13 protein-coding genes and 1 pseudogene are annotated in these 21,452 nt (G+C 43.0%); 11 read left to right on the top strand and 3 right to left on the bottom strand.

The genetic code is table 11. From position 1 onward, the window contains the following. Positions 1-172: 172 nt before the first annotated feature. From atzF to F973_RS03825, 3 genes are read left to right on the top strand one after another with little or no spacing between them, the layout of a single operon-like run. On the top strand, positions 173-1,999 hold the full coding sequence (gene atzF / locus F973_RS03835) for an allophanate hydrolase (protein ID WP_004760095.1): 1,827 nt from the start codon (positions 173-175) through the stop codon (positions 1,997-1,999). Positions 2,000-2,014: 15 nt separating this feature from the next. After that, complete coding sequence (gene uca, locus F973_RS03830; RefSeq protein ID WP_004760094.1) at positions 2,015-5,620, top strand: urea carboxylase; 3,606 nt, start codon at positions 2,015-2,017, stop codon at positions 5,618-5,620. Between the two features lie 6 nt (positions 5,621-5,626). Then, positions 5,627-6,319, top strand: a complete 693-nt coding sequence (locus F973_RS03825; RefSeq protein ID WP_004760091.1) for a GntR family transcriptional regulator — start codon at positions 5,627-5,629, stop codon at positions 6,317-6,319. Between the two features lie 106 nt (positions 6,320-6,425). Here F973_RS03825 and F973_RS03820 read toward each other — a convergent pair whose 3' ends face one another. From F973_RS03820 to F973_RS14455, 3 genes and pseudogenes are all read right to left on the bottom strand, one after another. Continuing rightward, positions 6,426-7,517 carry a 3-deoxy-7-phosphoheptulonate synthase gene (locus F973_RS03820; RefSeq protein WP_004677392.1) on the bottom strand — a complete coding sequence of 364 codons (1,092 nt, stop codon included), beginning with the start codon at positions 7,515-7,517 and terminating at the stop codon, positions 6,426-6,428. Between the two features lie 117 nt (positions 7,518-7,634). Continuing rightward, the gene (locus tag F973_RS03815) at positions 7,635-8,522 is read right to left on the bottom strand and encodes a sulfite exporter TauE/SafE family protein (protein WP_004760090.1); all 888 of its coding nucleotides are present in this window, start codon (positions 8,520-8,522) and stop codon (positions 7,635-7,637) included. A 186-nt stretch (positions 8,523-8,708) separates the two neighbouring features. Further along, a pseudogene (locus tag F973_RS14455) lies at positions 8,709-9,536 on the bottom strand (IS3 family transposase); the annotation flags it as partial. Positions 9,537-10,051: 515 nt separating this feature from the next. Between F973_RS14455 and F973_RS03800 the strand changes: the two are divergent. The 8 genes from F973_RS03800 (at position 10,052) to F973_RS03765 (ending at position 21,435) form a co-directional block, all read left to right on the top strand. Next, on the top strand, positions 10,052-11,401 hold the full coding sequence (locus tag F973_RS03800; RefSeq protein ID WP_004677400.1) for an MFS transporter: 1,350 nt from the start codon (positions 10,052-10,054) through the stop codon (positions 11,399-11,401). Between the two features lie 35 nt (positions 11,402-11,436). After that, positions 11,437-13,983, top strand: a complete 2,547-nt coding sequence (gene nirB, locus F973_RS03795) for a nitrite reductase large subunit NirB (RefSeq protein WP_004760086.1) — start codon at positions 11,437-11,439, stop codon at positions 13,981-13,983. A gap of 24 nt (positions 13,984-14,007) precedes the next feature. Further along, positions 14,008-15,618, top strand: coding sequence for a nitrite reductase small subunit NirD (gene nirD, locus F973_RS03790; RefSeq protein ID WP_004760085.1), 1,611 nt, complete (start codon positions 14,008-14,010; stop codon positions 15,616-15,618). 295 nt (positions 15,619-15,913) lie between these two features. Continuing rightward, the gene (locus F973_RS03785) at positions 15,914-18,691 is read left to right on the top strand and encodes a nitrate reductase (RefSeq protein WP_004760083.1); all 2,778 of its coding nucleotides are present in this window, start codon (positions 15,914-15,916) and stop codon (positions 18,689-18,691) included. Further along, positions 18,691-19,314 (top strand): molybdenum cofactor guanylyltransferase, encoded by a 624-nt coding sequence (gene mobA, locus F973_RS03780; protein WP_004760082.1) that lies wholly within the window; start codon positions 18,691-18,693, stop codon positions 19,312-19,314. Before F973_RS03785 ends, mobA begins: the two co-directional genes overlap by 1 nt. Positions 19,315-19,540: 226 nt before the next feature. Then, a complete protein-coding gene (gene moaA, locus F973_RS03775; RefSeq protein ID WP_004760081.1) occupies positions 19,541-20,599 on the top strand; it encodes a GTP 3',8-cyclase MoaA in 1,059 nt (352 codons plus the stop codon). 1 nt (position 20,600) lies between these two features. Next, a complete protein-coding gene (locus F973_RS03770; protein WP_004682006.1) occupies positions 20,601-20,867 on the top strand; it encodes a MoaD/ThiS family protein in 267 nt (88 codons plus the stop codon). Position 20,868: 1 nt separating this feature from the next. Further along, the gene (locus tag F973_RS03765) at positions 20,869-21,435 is read left to right on the top strand and encodes a molybdenum cofactor biosynthesis protein MoaE (RefSeq protein ID WP_004760079.1); all 567 of its coding nucleotides are present in this window, start codon (positions 20,869-20,871) and stop codon (positions 21,433-21,435) included. The last annotated feature ends 17 nt before the right edge of the window (positions 21,436-21,452 follow it).

The raw sequence follows: 21,452 nt of genomic DNA, 5'->3' as shown, positions 1-21,452 counted from the left end.
CTGATTTATGGGGCATAGGCATTAAAATGAAGCCGTTTTGGCACCAAAGCTAAATCTATTCATCAAAAATCAATTAAATAAAAAATAAGTTATTAATTTATAATAAAAAATATATCTGGCACATTTTCTGCATTGATTCATCCAAACTTGTATACAAGATGGGATTCATAAAATGCATGAGATAAAAACTCTAGGCTGGACAATTTCAGAATGGCAAACGGCGTATTTAAACAATCAGATTCAGCTCGATACTTTAAAGCATTTGGTTGCAGCAATTGATCCTCAAGATAATGCGTGGATTTCGATTGCCACAGTAGCGCAGATTGAACAGCAAATTCAATTTCTCTATGAATTAACTAAGGAAGCTGAGAGTTTAGTAAAACAATTTCCACTCTACGGCGTTCCATTTGCAGTTAAGGACAATATTGATGTGTCTGGTTTTGCAACCACCGCAGCTTGTAAGGCTTTAACCACAATTGCAGAGCAAGATGCTGAAACAGTACGTTTGTTGAAGCAAGCTGGTGCAATCGTGATTGGTAAAACCAACCTTGATCAGTTTGCAACGGGTTTGGTGGGAACGCGTTCACCTTTTGGTGCAGTACCAAACAGTTTTAAACCTGAATATATCAGTGGCGGTTCAAGTTCTGGTTCTGCCAGTGTGGTTGCTCGTGGATTTGTCCCATTTGCATTGGGTACAGACACCGCAGGTTCAGGGCGTGTACCAGCAGCGTTTAACAATATTGTTGGGCTAAAACCAACCAAAGGGCGGTTTTCAAATCGTGGTTTATTGCCTGCATGTAAAAGTCTAGATTGTATTTCGATCTTTGCTTTAACCGTTGCAGATGCAGACTTGGTTGCAAATGTTTTAGAAACCTATGATCCATTGGATAGTTATTCACGTAAACATCCAAAGAATGTTCCAGCGCATTTCTCTAGCAAATTAAAATTTGCCATTCCAGAGAAACTAAATTTCTTTGGCGATCAACTGGCTGAAAAAGCATTTCAGCAAACAGTTCAATTACTGCAAAGTTTAAATGCTGAAATTAGCCAGATTGATTTTTCAGACTTTGAGCAACTGGCGGTGCAACTCTATCAAGGTTGTTGGGTGGCAGAACGTACCGCAGCCGTTGAATATTTACTGCAAACTAATCCTGATGCATTTGATCCAACGGTATTAGACATTATTAAAAACGGCGAAAAATATTCAGCGGTGGATGCCTACAATGCAGAGTATTTAAAACAAGATTTAGCTCGAAAAATTCAACAAAGACTGGCTGACTTTGATGCCTTAATTGTTCCAACCGCACCTACAATTTATTCCATTGAGCAGCTTCAACAAAATCCGATTGAATATAACGCTCGTTTAGGAACCTACACTAACTTTACCAACTTGGCAGATTTGAGCGCTTTAGCTTTACCAGCAGGATTTAGGGCTGACCATTTACCATTTGGAATCACTCTAATTGCGCCAGCTTGGCACGATGCGGCATTGGTGCATTTTGGTAAGGCATGGCAAAACTATCTTGCTCTCAAATTGGGCGCATTGGATAAAAGTCTGCCTTTAAGTTCTGTAACATCTGTTTCTCCGCATCATATTCGTGTTGCAGTCGTTGGTGCTCATCTAACTGGTATGCCGTTGAATTTTCAGCTTACCACACGTGATGCTGTGCATATCGAAACCACCAAAACCTCTAAAAATTATGCGCTTTATGCATTGAACGGTACCGTCCCGCCGAAACCCGGTTTAGCACGGCAGCAAGATGGACAAAGCATTATTGTAGAACTTTGGGATGTTCCAACTGCTCGATTTGGTGAATTTGTGGCTGAAATTCCGACACCTTTAGGCATGGGCAATGTCGAACTGGAAGATGGGCGCTGGGTGAAAGGTTTTATCTGTGAGCCTTATGGCATAGATGATGCAGAGAATATTAGTCATTTTGGTGGATGGAGAGCCTATATCCAGCATCGTAACAGCCAAGCAGCAAACACAGCGAATTAATTGGGGGAAATCATCATGTTTAAAACTGTACTTATTGCAAACCGTGGTGAAATTGCTGTTCGAGCGATTCGCACACTTAAAAAATTAGGTGTAACCAGTGTTGCTGTGTATTCGGATAGTGATCGTTATGCGCAACATGTTGAAGATGCTGATATTGCAATTGCATTAGACGGTTTAAAGCCTGCCGATACTTATTTGAGTATCGAAAAATTAATTCAGGCAGCTAAACAAACTGGTGCTGAGGCAATCTTTCCTGGTTATGGCTTTCTTTCTGAAAGTGCTGATTTTTCTCGCGCTTGTGAAGAAAATAATATTGCTTTTATGGGACCAACGGCTGAGCAAATTCTAGAATTTGGTTTAAAACACCGTGCTCGTGAATTGGCTGCTGCTGCTGATGTGCCGATGACTCCAGGAACAGGATTGCTGGATAGTTTAGAAGAGGCACTGACTGCCGCAGATCGTATTGGCTATCCAATTATGCTGAAAAGCACCGCTGGCGGTGGGGGTATTGGTTTGACCCGTTGTGATACGCCACAAGCGTTAACCGATGCTTACGAAAGTGTAAAACGTTTGGGCGAGCAGTTTTTCAAGGATGCAGGTGTATTTATTGAATGCTTTATTGATAAAGCACGTCATGTTGAAGTACAAATCTTTGGTGATGGAAAAGGGCAAGTCGTTGCCTTTGGTGAGCGTGATTGCTCTTTGCAACGTCGTAACCAAAAAGTCGTAGAGGAAACACCTGCGGCAAATTTACCTGAAGCGACACGTAAAAAACTACATCAAGCAGCCATAGAACTGGGGAAATCCGTTAATTATCGTAGTGCGGGAACAGTAGAGTTTATTTACGATGCCAATCGAGATGAGTTTTATTTTCTTGAAGTGAATACTCGTTTACAGGTCGAACATCCTGTCACGGAAATGGTCACTGGCTTAGATTTAATTGAATGTATGCTGAAAGTGGCAGCAGGTGACGAACTGGACTGGGACTATTTAAGTAATATTCAGCCGAAGGGTGCAGCGATTGAAGTACGAGTCTATGCCGAAGATCCTGTGAAGAATTTCCAACCGAGTCCAGGTGTATTAACTGAAGTTAGTTTTCCAGAGGGAACTCGTGTCGATACTTGGGTCAACACAGGCACCGAAATTTCACAATACTTTGATCCGATGATTGCCAAGATTATTGTGCATGCTGATGATCGTGCGGCTGCGATTGAAAAACTCAAAACGGTATTGGCGGAAACTCGCTTAAATGGCATTAGTACCAACTTGGATTATGCACGTGCCATCGTTTCAGATCAGCGTTTTGAATCTATGCAAATTTGGACAAGAATGTTGGATGATTTCAACTACACGCCAAATGTGATTGAAGTGATTCAGGCTGGCACTCTCAGCTCGATTCAAGATTATCCAGGTCGTACAGGTTACTGGGATATTGGTGTACCGCCATCAGGTCCAATGGATGATTATGCATTTCAGCTTGCCAATCGTATTGTTGGAAATGATGCTAAAGCCGCAGGTTTTGAGTTTACCTTAGTTGGACCAACCTTAAAATTTCATACAGATACGATTATTGCTTTGGCGGGAGCACGCTGTACTGCGTTGTTAGATGATCAGGTAATTGATTTTTGGCAACCTGTTGAAGTTAAAGCAGGACAAATTCTAAAAATCGGTCAAGTTGAATCAGGTTGCCGTACATATTTAGCGGTACGAAATGGTTTGGATGTTCCAGTATATTTGGGCAGTCGCTCTACCTTTGCGCTTGGTAATTTTGGTGGTCATGCAGGTCGTACTTTACGTGTCGGCGACATGATTAAAATGGTTGATCCAGCATTTGCTAGTGCAGAATTGCCACTTGCACATGACGAACCGCAAGCGTTGTCGGCTGACTTGATTCCTGAATATAGTAATGTATGGGAAATTGCGGTTTTATATGGCCCGCACGGCGCACCAGATTTCTTTAAACCTGAGTATGTAGAAGAGTTTTTTGCATCAGAGTGGACAGTTCACTTTAACTCAAATCGTTTAGGTGTGCGTTTATCAGGACCAACGCCAAGCTGGGCACGAGAAAATGGTGGTGAAGCAGGTTTACATCCATCCAATGTCCATGACTGTGAATATGCGATCGGTGCAATTAACTTCACAGGCGATTTCCCTGTGATTCTGGCAAAAGATGGTCCAAGTTTAGGGGGGTTCGTTTGTCCTGTGACGATTGCCAAAGCCGAACTTTGGAAAGTGGGACAACTTAAAGCCGATGATAAAATTCGTTTCTATCCGATTAGTGTTGAACAAGCCAATCAACTGGAACGTCAGCAAATTGAAAATATCCAAAACTTTGCGGAAGCAAGCAAAATTGTAGAAACAATTGAGCCAATTCAAGAGCTTGTCAGTACGATTTTGGCACAACGTGAACCAACTGAATTATCGCCAAAAACAGTGTATCGCCAAGCAGGTGATAGTTATATTCTCTTAGAATACGGCGAAAATGTTTTAGATTTAGCTTTACGTTTACGAGTGCATCAACTGATTCAAATGATTCGTGATGCAAAAATTGCAGGCGTATTGGAACTGTCACCAGGTGTTCGTTCACTACAGATTAAATACGATGGCTTAGTAATTCCACAATCACAATTGATTGCTCAATTACTTCAACTTGAAGAAGAAATGGGCGATTTGAGCCAATTAAAAATCCCATCTCGTATCGTACATTTGCCGATGGCATTTGAAGACAGTGCGACTTTAGGAGCTGTTGAACGCTATCAAGAAAGTGTTTGCGCTAAAGCACCGTGGTTGCCAAATAACGTTGATTTTATCCAACGTATAAATGGCTTAACAGATCGAAATGAAGTCAAAGACATTATTTTTGATGCAAACTATTTAATTCTTGGATTGGGTGATGTGTATTTAACAGCACCTTGTGCCGTACCGATTGACCCACGTCATCGTTTACTCAGTTCTAAATATAATCCAGCTCGTACCTTTACCGCAGAGGGAACAGTCGGTATTGGTGGTATGTACATGTGTATCTACGGCATGGATTCACCAGGCGGCTATCAATTGATAGGGCGTACTTTGCCAATTTGGAACAAGTTTAAGAAAAACAAACAATTTGGCAATAAACAATGGTTCTTACAATTCTTTGATCAAATCAAATATTTTGAAGTGACAGAAGAAGAACTGAATCAATGGCGCGCTGACTTTGAAAATGGTCGTGCTGAGATCAAGATTGAAGAAACAGAGTTCGATTATGCGGATTATGTAAAATTCTTAGAGAATGAAGCTAAAAGTATTGCCGAGTTTAAAGCTAAGCAACAACAAGCATTCACAACTGAAGTGGATCGCTGGAAAGAGGAGTTTGCTGCTCAGCCTGAAGAACAGATTAAAGAAAATAACCATGCTGATTACAGTCATTTAGCATCATTAAATGCATCGATGACAGGTAATATCTGGAAAATTTTTGTTGAACATGGTCAAGAGGTTAAAAAAGGTGAAACTATTGCTATTATTGAAGCAATGAAAATGGAACTTCCTGTTTATGCAGAAGAAGATGGCATTGTAAAAGCTATTATTTGTAGAGCAGGGCAAACCGTACATAGTGGTGAACCATTGGTGTATATGGAATAGGGTGGAATGAAAGAAATAAAAATAACAACAAAAAGCTCAGACAATTTGTCTGAACTGGTTTACCAACGCATCAAGAATGATATCTTTGATTTTAAGCTGATGCCAGGTGAACGTTTCACTGAATCCGAAGTTGCAAAAGCTTATGATGTAAGTCGTACCCCAATCCGACAAGCATTATATCGTTTGCAACAAGAGGGTTATGTTGATGTGAGTTTCCGTAGCGGTTGGCAAATCCGACCGCTCAATTTCCGTTATTATGAAGAACTTTATGATGTGCGGATCGTATTAGAAAAAGATTCCATTCGTAAACTTTGCCAGATTGATCATCAAAACTCGGTTGAATTATGCGTTTTAACAGATTTATGGTTGATTGAACCTCATCAATATCTAAAAGACATTAAACAATTGTCACAACAAGATGAAGATTTCCATTGCGCTTTGGTTCGTGCCTCAGGAAATAATGAAATGGCGAAAATTCATCGTGATTTGAGTGAGCGAATTCGTATTATTCGTCGCTTAGATTTTTCTAAAGATTATCGCGTTGAAGCGACTTATCAGGAGCATCAGAAAATACTGGGTTATATTTTTAATCGTAAAGTTGATGAAGCCATTCAGGCGATTGAAGCACATATTATGCAAAGTCGTGATGAAGTAAAAAAGATTACCTTACAGATGTTGGATTCGAGTCAGTTTTATTAGGCGATTGCATAGATTGTTTTTCGGTAAACCAGATTCTCAATCCATTATTATTTCAACTTCCAAATAAAAACAGGCTCATAAGAGCCTGTTTTTATCTATTTAAAGATTAGCGGTTTGGCAAAACATCTTTTAAAGCCGCATCCATTTCCAACAGGGCTTTTTCAGTAGTATCCCAGTCGATACAGCCATCTGTCACAGATTGACCATAGACGAGGTCACAAAGATTTTCAGGAATATCCTGACGGCCGCCTTTTAAATGGCTTTCCACCATGATTCCCACGATTGACTTATTCCCATCCAGAATTTGCTCCGTGATGTTCTTTAAAACCAAAGGTTGCAGGTACGGGTCTTTGTTTGAGTTGGCATGACTGGTATCAATCATGATCTTGTTGCTGACTTTGGCTTTTGCCAAAGCTGCTTCTGCTTCCGCAACAGAAGAAGCATCGTAGTTTGGCTTGCCATTACCGCCACGTAATACCACATGCGCATAAGGGTTGCCTTTGGTATTGATAATTGCCACCTGACCATTTTCATTTAGGCCCAGGAAGCTGTGGCCATGCTTAACCGACTGCATTGCGTTGGTTGCAACAGTTAAGCCGCCGTCTGTACCGTTCTTAAAGCCAACTGGGGAAGATAAGCCTGAAGACATTTCACGATGCGTCTGGCTTTCAGTGGTACGTGCGCCAATCGCAGACCATGAAATCAGGTCTTGATAATATTGTGGTGAGTTCGGGTCAAGCGCCTCAGTGGCACATGGCAGACCTTTTTCATTAATATCAAGCAAAAGCTGACGGCCAATATGCAAACCCTTTTCAATATTGAATGAATCATTCATATCTGGGTCATTGATCAGGCCTTTCCAGCCAACAGTGGTACGTGGTTTCTCAAAATAAACACGCATCACCAGATATAAAGTATCTTTGACCTTTTCACTCAGTTCTTTTAAACGGTCGGCATATTCATGCGCCGCTTTTGGGTCGTGGATGGAGCAAGGACCAATCACCACGAACAGACGCTTGTCTTTACCATCTAAAATATTACGTACAGTTTCACGACCTTGCAGTACCGTTTGAGAGGCGATGTCAGACAAAGGCAGGTCTGCTTTGAGTTCCGCTGGAGTAATTAAAGTTTGAATGCTTTTAATATTAACGTCATTGATATCTGGCTGAGAAACTGGATTTGGCTGTAGAGTATTCATTGCTGTCACAAATTCAATCGAAAGAAGAGGTTATTTTGTCTACGAATATAGCATGAAAAGCCGATTGATTAACTAGTGAATCGCATGATTTGTGCAGAATCAATCGGCAATTGGGTTTTAAACGCTGCTTGTTGCTGAACTAGTCTGTTGGATCACCATCGCCTGATGCGTTTCAACTGGTTTTGGCTTGGCTTTAATTGGATTGACCATAAAGTTGATCCCCAATGCAAATAATGTGATACCCAAAATTTTACGAATTAGTCTTTCAGGCATACGGGAGCTAATTAAAGTGCCCACAATAATGGCAGGAATTGAACCAACCAATAGCCACATCAATAATGTAAAATCGACATTACCTGATGACATATGGCTTAAACCAGCGACAGCAGTCAGTAAAACGGCGTGAACCACATCTGATCCAATAATACGAATCATAGGCAAATTTGGAAACATAATCACCAGGGCCATGATACCAAAAGCACCAGCACCTACTGAAGATAGTGTAACAAACACGCCTAGTACAATCCCCATAATAACGATATAAAAACGTTTATGTTGCAGTGCATGTTGCTCGCTTTCCATGTTGACCTGTTCACGATTTCTAAATCGATCAAAGAACTTTTCAATTTGGGTACGGAACACAATTGAAATCCCTGTTAAGGTCAACATAAAACCCAAAACCATCGTTAATACAGCTTTATAGTGTGTTGACTGGCTTAAGTAATGCTCCAGCACCCAGGAGGTTGCAAAAGAAGCGGGAATACTTCCCAATGCAAGCCAGAGCACGATCGGCCATACAATATTCAGCTTTTTGGCGTGAACAACTGAACCACAGAATTTTGAGATTGAGGCATAAAGTAAATCTGTACCAATTGCGATATGGGGTTCAATTTTAAATAAACTGATCAGGATAGGGGTCATCAATGAACCGCCCCCAACACCTGTAATTCCCACACAGAAGCCAACTAAAACACCAGCTAAAATGAACTCAATAGGACCAAACATCAACAATATGCCTAATTATGCTAAAACTCGCATATCTTATGCTTTTTTTAGATAACTCGTTGTGATGAATAGTGATTTACTTATGCAAAAAAAAGCTAAAGAATTTTAAAAACGCTTTAGCTTTTTTTGATCATTCCAATATTTTTATTGTGAACTATACCCTTGTCGGAGACTTTTTTATTTAAGTTAGGCCAACTGACCTAACGGGTTAATCTTATCATAGTACATTGCTTCAAACTTAAAAGGCGATACATAACCCAGTGCACTGTGTACACGCTTTTTATTGAACCAATCTACCCAGTTTAGTGTCGCAAGTTGTACATCTGCTAAACCTTGCCAATCTGCTTTTAAATATTCAATCACCTCTGTTTTGTATAAGCCATTCACCGTTTCAGCCAGAGCATTATCGTATGAATCACCAGTTGTACCGACTGATGCTCGTAAATTTGCTGCTTCTAAACGATTGGTATAGCGAATAGAAAGATATTGAACACCTCTATCTGAATGATGAATCACATTCTTAGGCATACCTCGATCGTGCAATGCTTGCTCAAGTGCATCGAGTACCATATCTGTATTCATCCGTGTAGATACTTTCCATCCAACAATTGCTCGTGAGAACACATCAATAATAAAGGCGGTATAGACCCAGCCTGAATTTGTTTGAATATAGGTAAAGTCAGCAACCCACAAGTGATTAGGCTGATCAGCTCTAAAATTCCGTTTCACCAAGTCAGGTGCTCGTTTTTGGTCATCTCGGCTACGGGTGGTTTGTTAGTTCTTACCTCGCCAAACACCTTGTATACCTAGCTTTTTCATTAATCAAGCAACAGTACAGCGTGCAATAATATAGCCTTCACGTTTCAGTTTTTGCCAGACTTTACGCACACCATATCGACCTGAACTTTCTTTCCAAATTCGTTTAATTTGTTCAGCATGATGCTCATCATGTAGATCTCGTTTCGCTCGATGTTCTGGATTGTCAGCGAGATCTAAAGCCTGGTAATAGGTTGAAATCATGGACTATCAGGCAGGCAACGATGATAAAATCATTCGTAGTCAATGAATCTTGAATAAATTCAGCACGTTCGGCATTGTCATCAATGAGTGAAATTTTAAGTTTTGACATATTACAGCTTTATTTTGATCCAATGATCGGTACATCTTGAACACATTTATAGGCAATTTCTGCGCCATTTTTATGCAATATTAAGCAGGGTTTTCTGCATTTTTATGATTCTTTTTTGTGCAAAAGTTTTGAAACAGTGCAATTCCATCAATGTCGTACGGGATGGCAAAGCTTATAAAGAAGTTGGGCTAGCGCTTTATCCCTAAAAAATAAGTAAAAAAGCCTTTTTTATAAAATTGGCACAGATCCTGCTAAGTATTTAACAAGATAAAAGTACTGAGTCAAAGGCGACTTATACCTGAAAATTTAGACGGCCAATGACGTCCGTTCTGTTCAATTCTGACCTGCCAAACCCACAGGCTAGGATATTTATAACGTTCAGTTCTGGAGGAAGATGGTCATGTCTTCAAATTTACAAGCTCAAAAAGCAACAAAAATAAGTCTATTCAGTTTTTCCAGCGCAGCGATGCGTGCCTTCCACATGAGCTGGCTAGCATTCTTTGTCTGTTTCTTCGCCTGGTTTGCCTGTGCGCCGCTGATGCCGGTCATTGCGGGTGAATTCAATCTGACCAAAGTACAAATCGCCAATATCAATATTGCTGCGGTTGCTATCACTATTCTGGTTCGTCTGATTGTGGGGCCTTTATGTGATAAATACGGTCCACGTAAAACCTATTCTGCATTACTGATCATCGGCAGTATTCCTGTCTTTGGTGTCGCAGCTTCTAATAGCTACGAATCCTTCCTGTTCTTCCGCTTATTGATTGGTGCCATTGGTGCCAGCTTCGTGATTACCCAATATCACACCAGCATCATGTTTGCACCAAATGTCGTAGGTACGGCAAATGCGACAACTGCAGGCTGGGGCAATGCAGGTGGTGGCGCCACGCAGGTATTGATGCCATTAATGCTGGCTGCCCTGGTGATGTTCGGTGTTGAACAGGCAATGGGCTGGAGAATTGCATTGATTGTGCCGGGCGTGATGATGGTGATAGTAGGCTTCCTGTACTGGAAACTGACTCAAGACTGTCCGCAAGGCAACTTTAGTGAATTACGTGCCCAAGGCGTCAGTGTCGGCAGCGATAAAAAAGGCGGCATGGCGATTCTGATGCATGCAGCGAAAAACTACCGCGTCTGGATCCTGTTTGGTGCCTATGCTGCCTGTTTCGGTATCGAAATCTTCATTCATAACATCGTGGCAATGTACTACGTAGAAAACTTCGATTTTGGCCTGAAAGAAGCGGGTATGGCTGCGGGGATCTTTGGTTTGCTGGCGTTATTTGCACGCGCCCTGGGCGGCATCGTATCTGACAGAGTCGCACTAAGCAAAGGTCTGGATGGCCGTACCAAAGTATTGTTTCTGATGATCCTGCTGGAAGGTGTGTTCCTGGTGGTGTTCTCACAAATGAACAGTGCAATGCTGGCAATCCTGACCATGACGGTATTTGCCCTGTTTACCCACATGGCCTGCGGTGCGACCTATGCGCTGGTGCCATTTATTGATCGTGATGCACTGGGTGGCGTGGCGGGCATTATCGGTGCAGGCGGTAACGTAGGCGCAGTTGCAGCGGGCTTCTTATTAAAAGGCATGCTGGATATCCAGACCACATTAATGGTGCTGGGTGGGCTGGTAGTGATTGCTGCGAGCTGTGTATTGATGATCCGTTTCTCGGTTGAGCATAAGGAAAAAGAACAGCGTCTGTTTGAACAGGCGATCCAGGATCGCAACCTTGCTGAAGCGCAAAATTAAGACCAGATATTTTAAAATTAGTAGGAAGTAAACATATGAAAATTATCATGATTGGTCATGGCATGGTGGGCCACAAATTTATCGAATCTGTACTTGAACAGGCGGGCGATGAGGTTGAAATCACTATTCTGGCTGAAGAACCACGTTTGGCATATGACCGTGTTCATTTAACTGAATATTTCAGTGGAAAATCAGCAAAAGACTTGACCCTTTGCCGTAGCGACTTTGCGGATGCATATGGGATCGACCTGCGCTTGGGCACTAAAGCAGTTTCAATAAATCAGCACACTCGTACTGTGACTACCCAGCATGGTGAAGAGTTAACTTATGACAAGCTGATTCTGGCAACAGGTTCCTATGCTTTTGTTCCGCCAATCCCGGGGAATGACCGTGAAAATTGTTTTGTTTACCGTACGATTGAAGACCTGGATGCCATTCGTGCAGCGAGTTTAAATGCAAAAACTGGTGTGGTAATCGGTGGTGGTCTGTTGGGTCTGGAAGCAGCTAAAGCCCTGCGTGATCTAAATCTGGAAACACATGTGGTTGAATTTGCGCCACGTCTGATGGCAGTCCAGATTGATGATCTTGGCGGAAAAGTTTTACGCTCAAAAATTGAAAATCTGGGTGTTAAAGTTCATACCCAAAAAGCAACCTCATCTATTGAAGACGGTGCCAATGCCAAACATGTGATGAAGTTTGGTGATGGTGCGGAACTGGAAACCGATATTATCCTGTTCTCTGCAGGGATTCGTCCACGTGATGAATTGGCACGTCAAAGCGGGCTGGCCATTGGTGAACGTGGCGGAATCATGATCAATGATTATTGTCAGACTTCTCATCCAGATATTTACGCGATTGGTGAATGTGCACTCTGGAATAACAAGATTTTTGGTCTGGTGGCTCCAGGCTATGACATGGCACGTATCGCTGCAAAGCATGTACTACAAGAAGAATGTGCCGCATTTGCTGGCGCAGACATGAGCACCAAGCTGAAACTGATGGGTGTAGATGTTGCTTCGGTGGGCGATGCACATGCCATGACACCAGGTTCACTAAGCTACTTCTACGCCGATGAAGCAACACAGATTTACAAGAAAATTGTCGTAAACGCAGAAAAAACTAAACTGCTTGGTGCAGTGCTGGTCGGTTGTGCCAAAGAATATAACGACCTGCTGCAAATGATGCTGAATGGGCTGGCTGTACCTGAGAATCCTGAAAGCCTGATTATGCCAGGCTTCGATCAGGCGACTGCTAAAGCAGGTGGTAGCGGTGTAGATCTACTTCCAGACAGTGCAACCATCTGTTCATGTAATAACGTGTCTAAAGCAGATATCTGCTCTGCGATTGCTGATGGTTCAACTTCACTCGGCGCTCTGAAAAAATGCACCAAAGCAGCAACCGCCTGTGGTGGCTGTGCGCCACTCGTCACTCAAGTATTGAAGTCCGAGTTGCAACGCCAAGGCGTAACGGTAAATAACCATTTGTGTGAACATTTTGCTTACTCACGTCAAGAGCTGTATCACCTAGTTCGGGTTAATGAAATCAAAACGTTTGATGACCTGATTCATCAACATGGGCATGGGCTGGGCTGTGACATCTGTAAACCAACAGTAGCGAATATTCTCGCATCTTGCTGGAATGATTTCGTCTTAAAACCAAGCCATGCTGGCTTGCAGGACAGTAATGACTACTACCTGGGCAATATCCAGAAAGATGGTTCTTACTCAGTAGTGCCACGTATGGCGGGTGGTGAAGTTACGCCTGATGGCCTGATTGCGATTGGTCAGATTGCTAAAGAATATGGCCTATATACCAAACTGACAGGCGGTCAACGTGTCGATATGTTTGGTGCACAAGTGCATCAATTGCCTGAAATCTGGGAAAAATTGATCAATGCCGGTTTTGAATCAGGTCATGCTTACGGTAAATCCTTACGTACCGTGAAATCTTGTGTCGGTAGCACCTGGTGCCGTTATGGCGTAGATGACTCGGTTGGCTTGGCGATCTTCCTGGAAAACCGTTATAAAGGCCTGCGTTCTCCACACAAACTGAAAATGGCTGTGTCTGGCTGTACCCGTGAATGTGCCGAAGCACAAAGCAAAGACGTGGGCGTGATTGCCACTGAAAAAGGCTGGAACCTGTATGTTTGCGGTAACGGCGGTATGAAACCCCGCCACGCGGAACTACTGGCATCTGACCTAGATACTCAAACCCTGATCCGCTATATCGACCGTTTCTTCATGTTCTATATCCAGACTGCAGATCGTTTGCAACGTACTTCGGTATGGCGTGACAACCTGGAAGGTGGCCTGGATTATTTGAAAGATGTCATCGTGAATGACTCGCTTGGTCTGGCCGCTGAACTGGAACACCGTATGCAGCATGTGGTGGGTACTTATCAGGACGAATGGCGTACTGCGATTGAAGATCCTGAAGTTCGTAAACGCTTTAAAACCTTTATTAATGCCAAAGCTGAACTGCAAAATGATCCTCATGTTCAATTTACTGAAGTACGCGGCCAGATCCGTCCGAAAACTGAAACTGAACGTGATATCACACGTATTCCAGTAGTTGAAGCCTGATTCAAAGCATAAGGAAGAAAGAAGATGACCATTTTAAAAGATATGAATGAACTGAATTGGGTGGAAGTGTGTGCACTGGATGATATTACCCCGAATACCGGTGTAGGTGCATTAATTGAAAATCAGCAAATTGCTTTGTTCCGTGTAGGACATGAAAAGCGTGTTTATGCCTTAAGTAACCAAGATCCATTTAGTAAAGCATTTGTAATGTCACGCGGGATTCTGGGTGATCTGCAAGGGGAACGCGTCGTCGCTTCACCGATTTACAAGCAGCATTTCAGTCTGGCAACCGGACGCTGTCTGGAAGATAAAGACCAAAAGCTGCTGGTATTTCCGAGCAAGATTGAAAATGGCAAAGTCTGGATCAGTCCGACCCCTCAAAAAACCTATATCACCAATAATGGTACTTCTCAGGAAAAGATGAAGCTGGTTTTGGTGGGCAATGGCCTGGCTGGTATGCGTTGTCTGGAAGACCTGCTGGATATGGCACCTGACCGTTATGAAATTACCGTGATTGGTGAAGAACCTTGGGGCAATTACAACCGTATCATGTTGTCACCAGTATTGTCTGGTGAGAAAACCATTGATGACATCATGCTGCATTCGCATGCCTGGTATGCTGACAAAGGCATCCGTCTGATTGCCGGTGATCCGGCAGTTCGCATCGACCGTCCTCGTAAACACGTATATACCGAAAAAGGCGAAGTGATCAGTTATGATCGCCTGATTCTGGCGACTGGTTCCAAACCATTTGTTCCACCGATTCCGGGGAGTGACTTAAAAGGTGTACTGAGCTTCCGTGATATTTATGATGTCAACAGCATGCTGGATTACTGCAAGACCCGGAAAAATGCTGTAGTGATTGGCGGAGGACTTTTAGGTCTAGAAGCAGCGTATGGACTAAAACAGCAAGGCATGAATGTCACAGTATTGCATCTGATGGATCGCATCATGGATCGCCAGCTGGACAGCAAAGCTAGCCAGATGCTGAAAACAGCAATTGAGCAGAAAGGTATCACAATTCTGACTGCAGCGAATACCGAATGCCTGTTTGGTGAAGAGGGTCATGTGACTCAAGTCAAACTCAAAGACGGGACTGTGCTGGATGCTGATCTGGTGGTGTTTGCTGTGGGGATCCGTCCAAACATGGCTTTAGCACAAAGCGCAGGCTTACGTTGTAACCGTGGTGTATTAGTGAATGACACCATGCAGACTTTTGACCCAAGTATTTATGCGGTGGGTGAATGTATCGAACATCGAGGTCAAACTTTTGGTCTGGTTGAACCACTTTGGGGCCAGGCGTTTATTTGTGCATCACATCTGGCCGAGCATGGCAGTCTGACGTTCAAAGCGCCAACCGTACCAACTCAATTAAAAGTGAGTGGCTGTGATGTATTCTCGGTAGGTGATTTCGAACCAAAAGAGGATTTTGAAGATATCGTGCTAAATGATGAGAAACGTCAGATCTATAAACGCATTATTATTCAAAAAGATAAAGTAATTGGTGCAGTGCTGTTTGGTGATACTGAGGATGGTGCTTGGTATGCTGAGCTAATTGCAGATCAAGCCCCAATTGCAACGATTCGTAACAAGCTACTTTTTGGTCGGGATTTTGCCTTAAAGAAAGCAGGTTAAAAAATCAATTTGTCATGGTGAAACCAAGATCCGCGGAAACGTCATCCGCAACTGTTTGAGCCAGTACAAAATATGAGAATGAATGTTTCTGCGACCTTTTTGATACATGCCAGATGAGGGCGAGTTTTGCGGATCTTACGCCACAGTGTGGCTCAGGTTTTGCCTACTTTCCCAAAAGAAAAGTAGGTTGAACCGAAGGTTGATCCAAATAAATGAGTTGCATTAAAAAGACATCGTTGTAATGAACCTTTTTTGAAAAAAAATTAAATTGTGTTTCAACTCCTAAGGAGCATGCATGAACAGTATTCCCGTTGTGGAAATTGAAAGCTCCACAAAATTAAAAACTAAAACCACACAGACCACATGCCCATATTGCGGCGTGGGTTGTGGTGTGACTGCACATGTAACGCCGACCACATCAGGTCCGAAAGTGACTATTGAAGGTGATGTCAAACATCCTTCGAATTACGGAAAATTGTGCATCAAAGGCAGTAATCTGGCCGATACTTTAGGCTTGGAAACCCGTTTATTGCATCCAATGTTAGGCCGTAAAGACCAGCGTGAAGTTACTGATTGGAATACTGCAACTTCAACGATTGCCCATAAATTCCAGCAATACATTGAGCAGTATGGCCGTGACAGCATTGCCTTTTATGTCTCGGGTCAGCTGCTGACTGAAGACTATTATGTGGTCAATAAGTTCGTCAAAGGCTATCTCGGCACGGCAAATATTGATACCAATTCACGTCTATGTATGTCTTCCGCTGTAGCTGCACATAAGCGTGCCTTTGGTGAAGATCTGGTTCCAGCCAGTTATGAAGATTTTGAATATACTGACATGGTGGTACTAGTGGGTTCCAATACTGTATGGTGTCATCCGGTGCTCTACCAGCGCATCATGAAAGCCAGGGAACAGCGTGACCTGTTCGTGGTCGTGATTGATCCGCGTTTTACCAGTACCTGTGAAGCAGCAGATCTGCATTTGCCTATTCTGCCGGGGCAAGACGTTGCACTATTTAATGGCCTATTACAGTACTTATATCAGCATGGTGATGTAGATCAGGAATTTGTTGCTGCACATACCCAAGGGCTGGAACAGGCCTTTGCCAGCAGTACTGCGGAAGCTTCGATTAAAGATGTTGCGGCACGCACCGGTATTTCAACTGCTAAGCTGAGTCAATTCTTTGAAAAATTTGCCCAGACTGACAAAGTCATGACGTTGTTCTCCATGGGTGTAAACCAATCCTCCCGTGGCGTAGATAAAGCCAACAGTATTATTAACTGCCATTTGCTCACGGGTAAAATTGGTAAGCTCGGTGCAGCCCCATTCTCTATGACTGGCCAGCCAAATGCGATGGGTGGACGTGAAGTCGGTGGTCTGGCCAATATGCTGGCCGCACATCTGGATTTAGAAAATCTGGAGCATCAACAGCTAGTGCAAAACTTCTGGCAAAGTCCATATATTGCCAAGCAAGCGGGTTTCAAGGCAGTTGATCTATTCCAGGCGGTTGAAAGCGGCAAGATCAAAGCCATCTGGATCATGGCCACTAATCCGGTCGTCAGCTTGCCCGATGCGGATCAAGTGAAGCGTGCTCTAGATAAATGTGAATTCGTAGTGGTCTCTGATATCTGTCAGGATACGGATACTACTCAATATGCTGATGTATTACTTCCAGCTTTAGGCTGGGGCGAAAAAGATGGAACCGTCACCAATTCGGAACGCCGTATTTCAAGGCAACACGCCTTTTTAGATGCGCCGGGTGAAGCCAAAGCCGACTGGTGGGCGATTGCACAGGTGGCGAAGCAAATGGGCTTCAGAGGGTTTGATTTTCACAATAGCCATGAAATTTTTAAAGAGCATGCCGAGCTCTCTGCTTATCAGAATGTAGAAATTTCCCAACGTCTAGAAACCCCATATTTTCGTTATTTTAATCTTCAAGGCTTGAGTAATTTAACCGCACAAGAATATGACAAGCTAGAACCAGTACAATGGCCAGTTTGGGATAAACAGCAACCTGTTAAATCTGTAGCCCGATTATTTGCCCAAGGCCAGTTCAGTCATGCTGATGGTAAAGCCAAGTTTATTGCTACAACTGCGATTGATCCGGTCAATCAGGTTTCCAGTGAATATCCTTTAATTCTGAATACCGGCCGGATTCGTGACCAATGGCATACTATGAGCCGCACTGGATTATCTGCCAATCTCAGTACACATCGTGCCGAACCGTATTGTGAAATTCATCCGAATGATGCACTGAAATACGGGATTCAGGATGGTGAGCTGGTCGAAGTTCGTTCTGAATGGGGACAATGTATTTTACGTGCTCAGGTTAGTGACAATATCCGTCGTGGTCAGGTCTTTGCACCAATCCATTGGAATGATCAGGTGGCATCCGATGCACGTATCGGCAAGCTGGTGAATCCAGTGGTCGATGCCATTTCTGGCGAGCCTGAGTTTAAGCATACGCCAGTGTTGATCCAGCCATTCCATACCCAGTGGCAGGGCGTGCTATATGTACGTGAAGGTTTTGAAAGTTATGTGCAGTCATTTATTGACAAGAGCATCTGGTGGACCAAGGTCAAAGCGGTCCGAGCAACGCGTTATGAAATTGCGGATCGTCAGAAATTTAGCACCACGACCGAGCAGCTGAAAAGCCTGTTGCCATTTACTGAAGAAGATTTTGAATGGCTGAATCTGGATGACCAGACTGCACATATCAGTCATAGCGTAGTGTTGCAGGACGGCAAGCTGATTGCCAGCCTGTATATCGCACCAAAAGAGCTGTTGCCAGATCGCGAGTGGTTATCGGGGCTATTTCAGCGTGAACGACTCAGTGCCATGCACCGTAAAGCGTTGTTGGCTGGTCAGGCGATCTCAATGAGCAAGAGTGAAGGTGAGCTAGTGTGCAGCTGTTTTAAAGTCGGTAAAAACCGCATCATCCAGACGATTAAAGAAAAAAATATCACCAATGAAAAACAGGTGACTGCATGTCTAAAAGCCGGCGGCAACTGCGGTTCCTGCTTACCTGAAATTCGTGGCCTGATTAAAGCTTGCCAAACGGAGTCCGAATAATGAAAAGAATCCATAAGAATATGAATTATCCACCCACCGATTTAGTCATCCTGGCCGGTGGCCAGGCGCGTCGGATGAATGGCATTAACAAGTTGCTGCAAAAGTTTGATGATGAAATTCAACTGATCAAGATTCACCAGCAGCTCAGATCACGCGTTGGTCAGGTCTGGATCAACAGCCACCGTGATCACTCTATTTATGAACGGCTTATTCCATCAATCCGTTATTTTCAGGATGATGAACCAGGCTTTCAAGGACCTTTGATGGGCATGAAAAGTGCCTGGTCTCATGTGCAGTCTGACTATGTGTTATTTGTACCGTGTGATGTGACTTACATTCCAAAAAAGGTTATTTCTGGATTATATCGGGCTATGCAGCGAGATCCTTTTTGTGAAGTGGCTGTAGTAGAAATAAATGATATAGCGTTGTATCCATTCTGCTTACTTAAACGAAGCAGTTTGCCGACACTGGTTCAGCATCTCGAACAAAATCAGCGCAGCTTAAGACATTGTTTTGCGAAAATGCACATGCAAAAGGCGCGATTTAAAAATCATGCACTGTTTTTTCACAGCATTAACTCCTTTGATGAGTTGCAGCAGCATCAGCAACTGCATTTTCTCTAAGTGCTGATTGAGTAGTGCTTAAAAGCAGGGCAATACACCTTTTTAAAACTCTTATTTTTCTTAAACTCCAATAAATCGCACTCAAATATTAAAAAGCCGCAATTTCTGCGCAAAGTTGGAACACTTATTGCATTTCAACACTAGAGCAATAGTAATTTAATAGGGCATCGGTCAGCAAAAATTTGGCTAGAAACAAAGTTGATGATCGACCCTGATGGAATAAGCAATGAATCACAGCAACTCTTTACAGCAGGCTGAGGCCTCAGTATTTCGGGATCAGTTTGGACGTAATAAGCGTAAGCTCCGTATCTCTGTGACGGATCGCTGTAATTTTAAATGTGTTTATTGCATGCCAGAACATCCGGAATGGATGAAAAAACACAATTTACTCAGCTTTGAAGAACTCTACCATTTTTGTGAATTCATGGTTCGCCGTGGTATTGAACAGATTCGGATTACTGGTGGCGAACCTTTAATGCGCCAAGGTGTGGTGCATTTTATTGCCGAATTACAACAACTAAAAAAAAGCGGCCTGAAACGTATTTCAATGACTACGAATGGTCATTATCTCAAACAATATGCAACAGAATTAAAGCAGGCCGGACTAGATGACCTGAATATCAGTCTGGATAGTCTGGATGCAGAGCAATTTGAACAATTAACTGGAAAAAAACTGCAACCCGTATTAGAAGGCATCCAAGCAGCCCAACAGGATGGCTTTCAAATCAAAATTAATACGGTGCTGATCAAAGGCATCAATGATGACCAGATTCTGTCTTTGGCACACTGGGCTAAACGCGAACAAGTTGAATTGCGTTTTATCGAGTATATGCCACTCGATGGCGACCAGAACTGGTCACGTGATCATGTGGTTAGCGAGCAGGACATTCTGGATCACCTGGCACAAGCATTTGAAGTAAAGATCAGACAAGATCAGGGGGCTAATCCAGCACGAAGCTATTACATTGAAGGTATGTCGATCGGCATTATTTCAACGATTACCAATTCATTCTGTGGTAACTGTGACCGTTTACGACTGAATGCTCAAGGTGAATTATTTAACTGCTTATTCTCAACTCAAGGTCTAAAACTCAAAAACAGTATTCAACAGTTAAGACAGCACCTAGCATCAGCTGAATACATGCTGCAACAACAGCTGCAACCCTATATCTGGAATAAAGCTGCTGGCTTTCATGCCATTCAGGCTCAGCAAAAACTGTTCAATCCATCCCATAAAACCCATTCAAATTTCCGAAAAATCAGTATGCATATGATAGGAGGCTAATATGACTACAAAACTTCAATCATCGATTATGATCAAAATCGAATCTTTCGGTGCGATCGAACGTCAGTTGCCTCAAGATTTAACTGTGCAATGTCAGATAGACAGTCTGGTTGCCGATGTACTCAATGAAGTCATTCATTCCTTTCCAGAGGCTTTCAGGTTGTTAGAGCGTTGTGCCTGTGCCATCGGTGAAGACATTATTTCTCGCCAGACCCGGTTAACCCAGGACAGTACTCTAGTGTTGCTGTCACCGGTCGCAGGAGGTTGAAATGCAACTAAAACAATTTGCCCGTATTCAGGACACACCGCTGCAACAGGACGTATTTGATGGGATTCAATATTTTCCTGAATGTGGGGGAATCGGTATTTTTGTCGGAACAGTACGAAATCATCATGAAGGTAAAGCGGTTAAGGCACTGAAATATACCGCTTATGCACCTGTTGCTGAAAAGATGATTCGCCAGATCGAGCAGGAAATTCAGGCTGAATATGACGTGTCCTATGTCCGAGTTGTACATCGTATCGGTTCACTGGATATTGGTGATATCGCCATTATTGCCATGGCCTATGCATCACATCGTCGGGAAGCTTTTCAAGCCTGCGAAAAAGTCGTGGAACGAGTCAAGCATGAAGTACCGGTCTGGAAAGAAGAATTCTATATGGATGGCAGTAGCCAATATGTCGAAGGTTGCTGCATTCGTCGTGACCAGGGTTCAGATCATCACACTCATAGAAAGCATGTGCATACGCATAACTGTACTGATGCACATAAATCTGAAAAATTGCCTTTGAACCTGATCCAGCCAGATGTTCCTGTTTATCAATGGCCGCTATAAATTCAAGTTTGAGTAAA

The sequence above is a fragment of the Acinetobacter sp. CIP 102129 genome (assembly GCF_000368305.1).
GTDB lineage: Bacteria > Pseudomonadota > Gammaproteobacteria > Pseudomonadales > Moraxellaceae > Acinetobacter > Acinetobacter parvus.
The sequence above is the reverse complement of the archived record's forward strand: the minus strand, read 5'-3'. Positions and strand labels throughout refer to the sequence as shown.

Coding starts and splice junctions, on each gene's coding strand:
- atzF (WP_004760095.1), top strand. CDS start 173: ATGCATGAGATAAAAACTCTAGGCTGGACAATTTCAGAATGGCAAACG.
- uca (WP_004760094.1), top strand. CDS start 2,015: ATGTTTAAAACTGTACTTATTGCAAACCGTGGTGAAATTGCTGTTCGA.
- F973_RS03825 (WP_004760091.1), top strand. CDS start 5,627: ATGAAAGAAATAAAAATAACAACAAAAAGCTCAGACAATTTGTCTGAA.
- F973_RS03820 (WP_004677392.1), bottom strand. CDS start 7,517: ATGAATACTCTACAGCCAAATCCAGTTTCTCAGCCAGATATCAATGAC.
- F973_RS03815 (WP_004760090.1), bottom strand. CDS start 8,522: ATGTTTGGTCCTATTGAGTTCATTTTAGCTGGTGTTTTAGTTGGCTTC.
- F973_RS03800 (WP_004677400.1), top strand. CDS start 10,052: ATGTCTTCAAATTTACAAGCTCAAAAAGCAACAAAAATAAGTCTATTC.
- nirB (WP_004760086.1), top strand. CDS start 11,437: ATGAAAATTATCATGATTGGTCATGGCATGGTGGGCCACAAATTTATC.
- nirD (WP_004760085.1), top strand. CDS start 14,008: ATGACCATTTTAAAAGATATGAATGAACTGAATTGGGTGGAAGTGTGT.
- F973_RS03785 (WP_004760083.1), top strand. CDS start 15,914: ATGAACAGTATTCCCGTTGTGGAAATTGAAAGCTCCACAAAATTAAAA.
- mobA (WP_004760082.1), top strand. CDS start 18,691: ATGAAAAGAATCCATAAGAATATGAATTATCCACCCACCGATTTAGTC.
- moaA (WP_004760081.1), top strand. CDS start 19,541: ATGAATCACAGCAACTCTTTACAGCAGGCTGAGGCCTCAGTATTTCGG.
- F973_RS03770 (WP_004682006.1), top strand. CDS start 20,601: ATGACTACAAAACTTCAATCATCGATTATGATCAAAATCGAATCTTTC.
- F973_RS03765 (WP_004760079.1), top strand. CDS start 20,869: ATGCAACTAAAACAATTTGCCCGTATTCAGGACACACCGCTGCAACAG.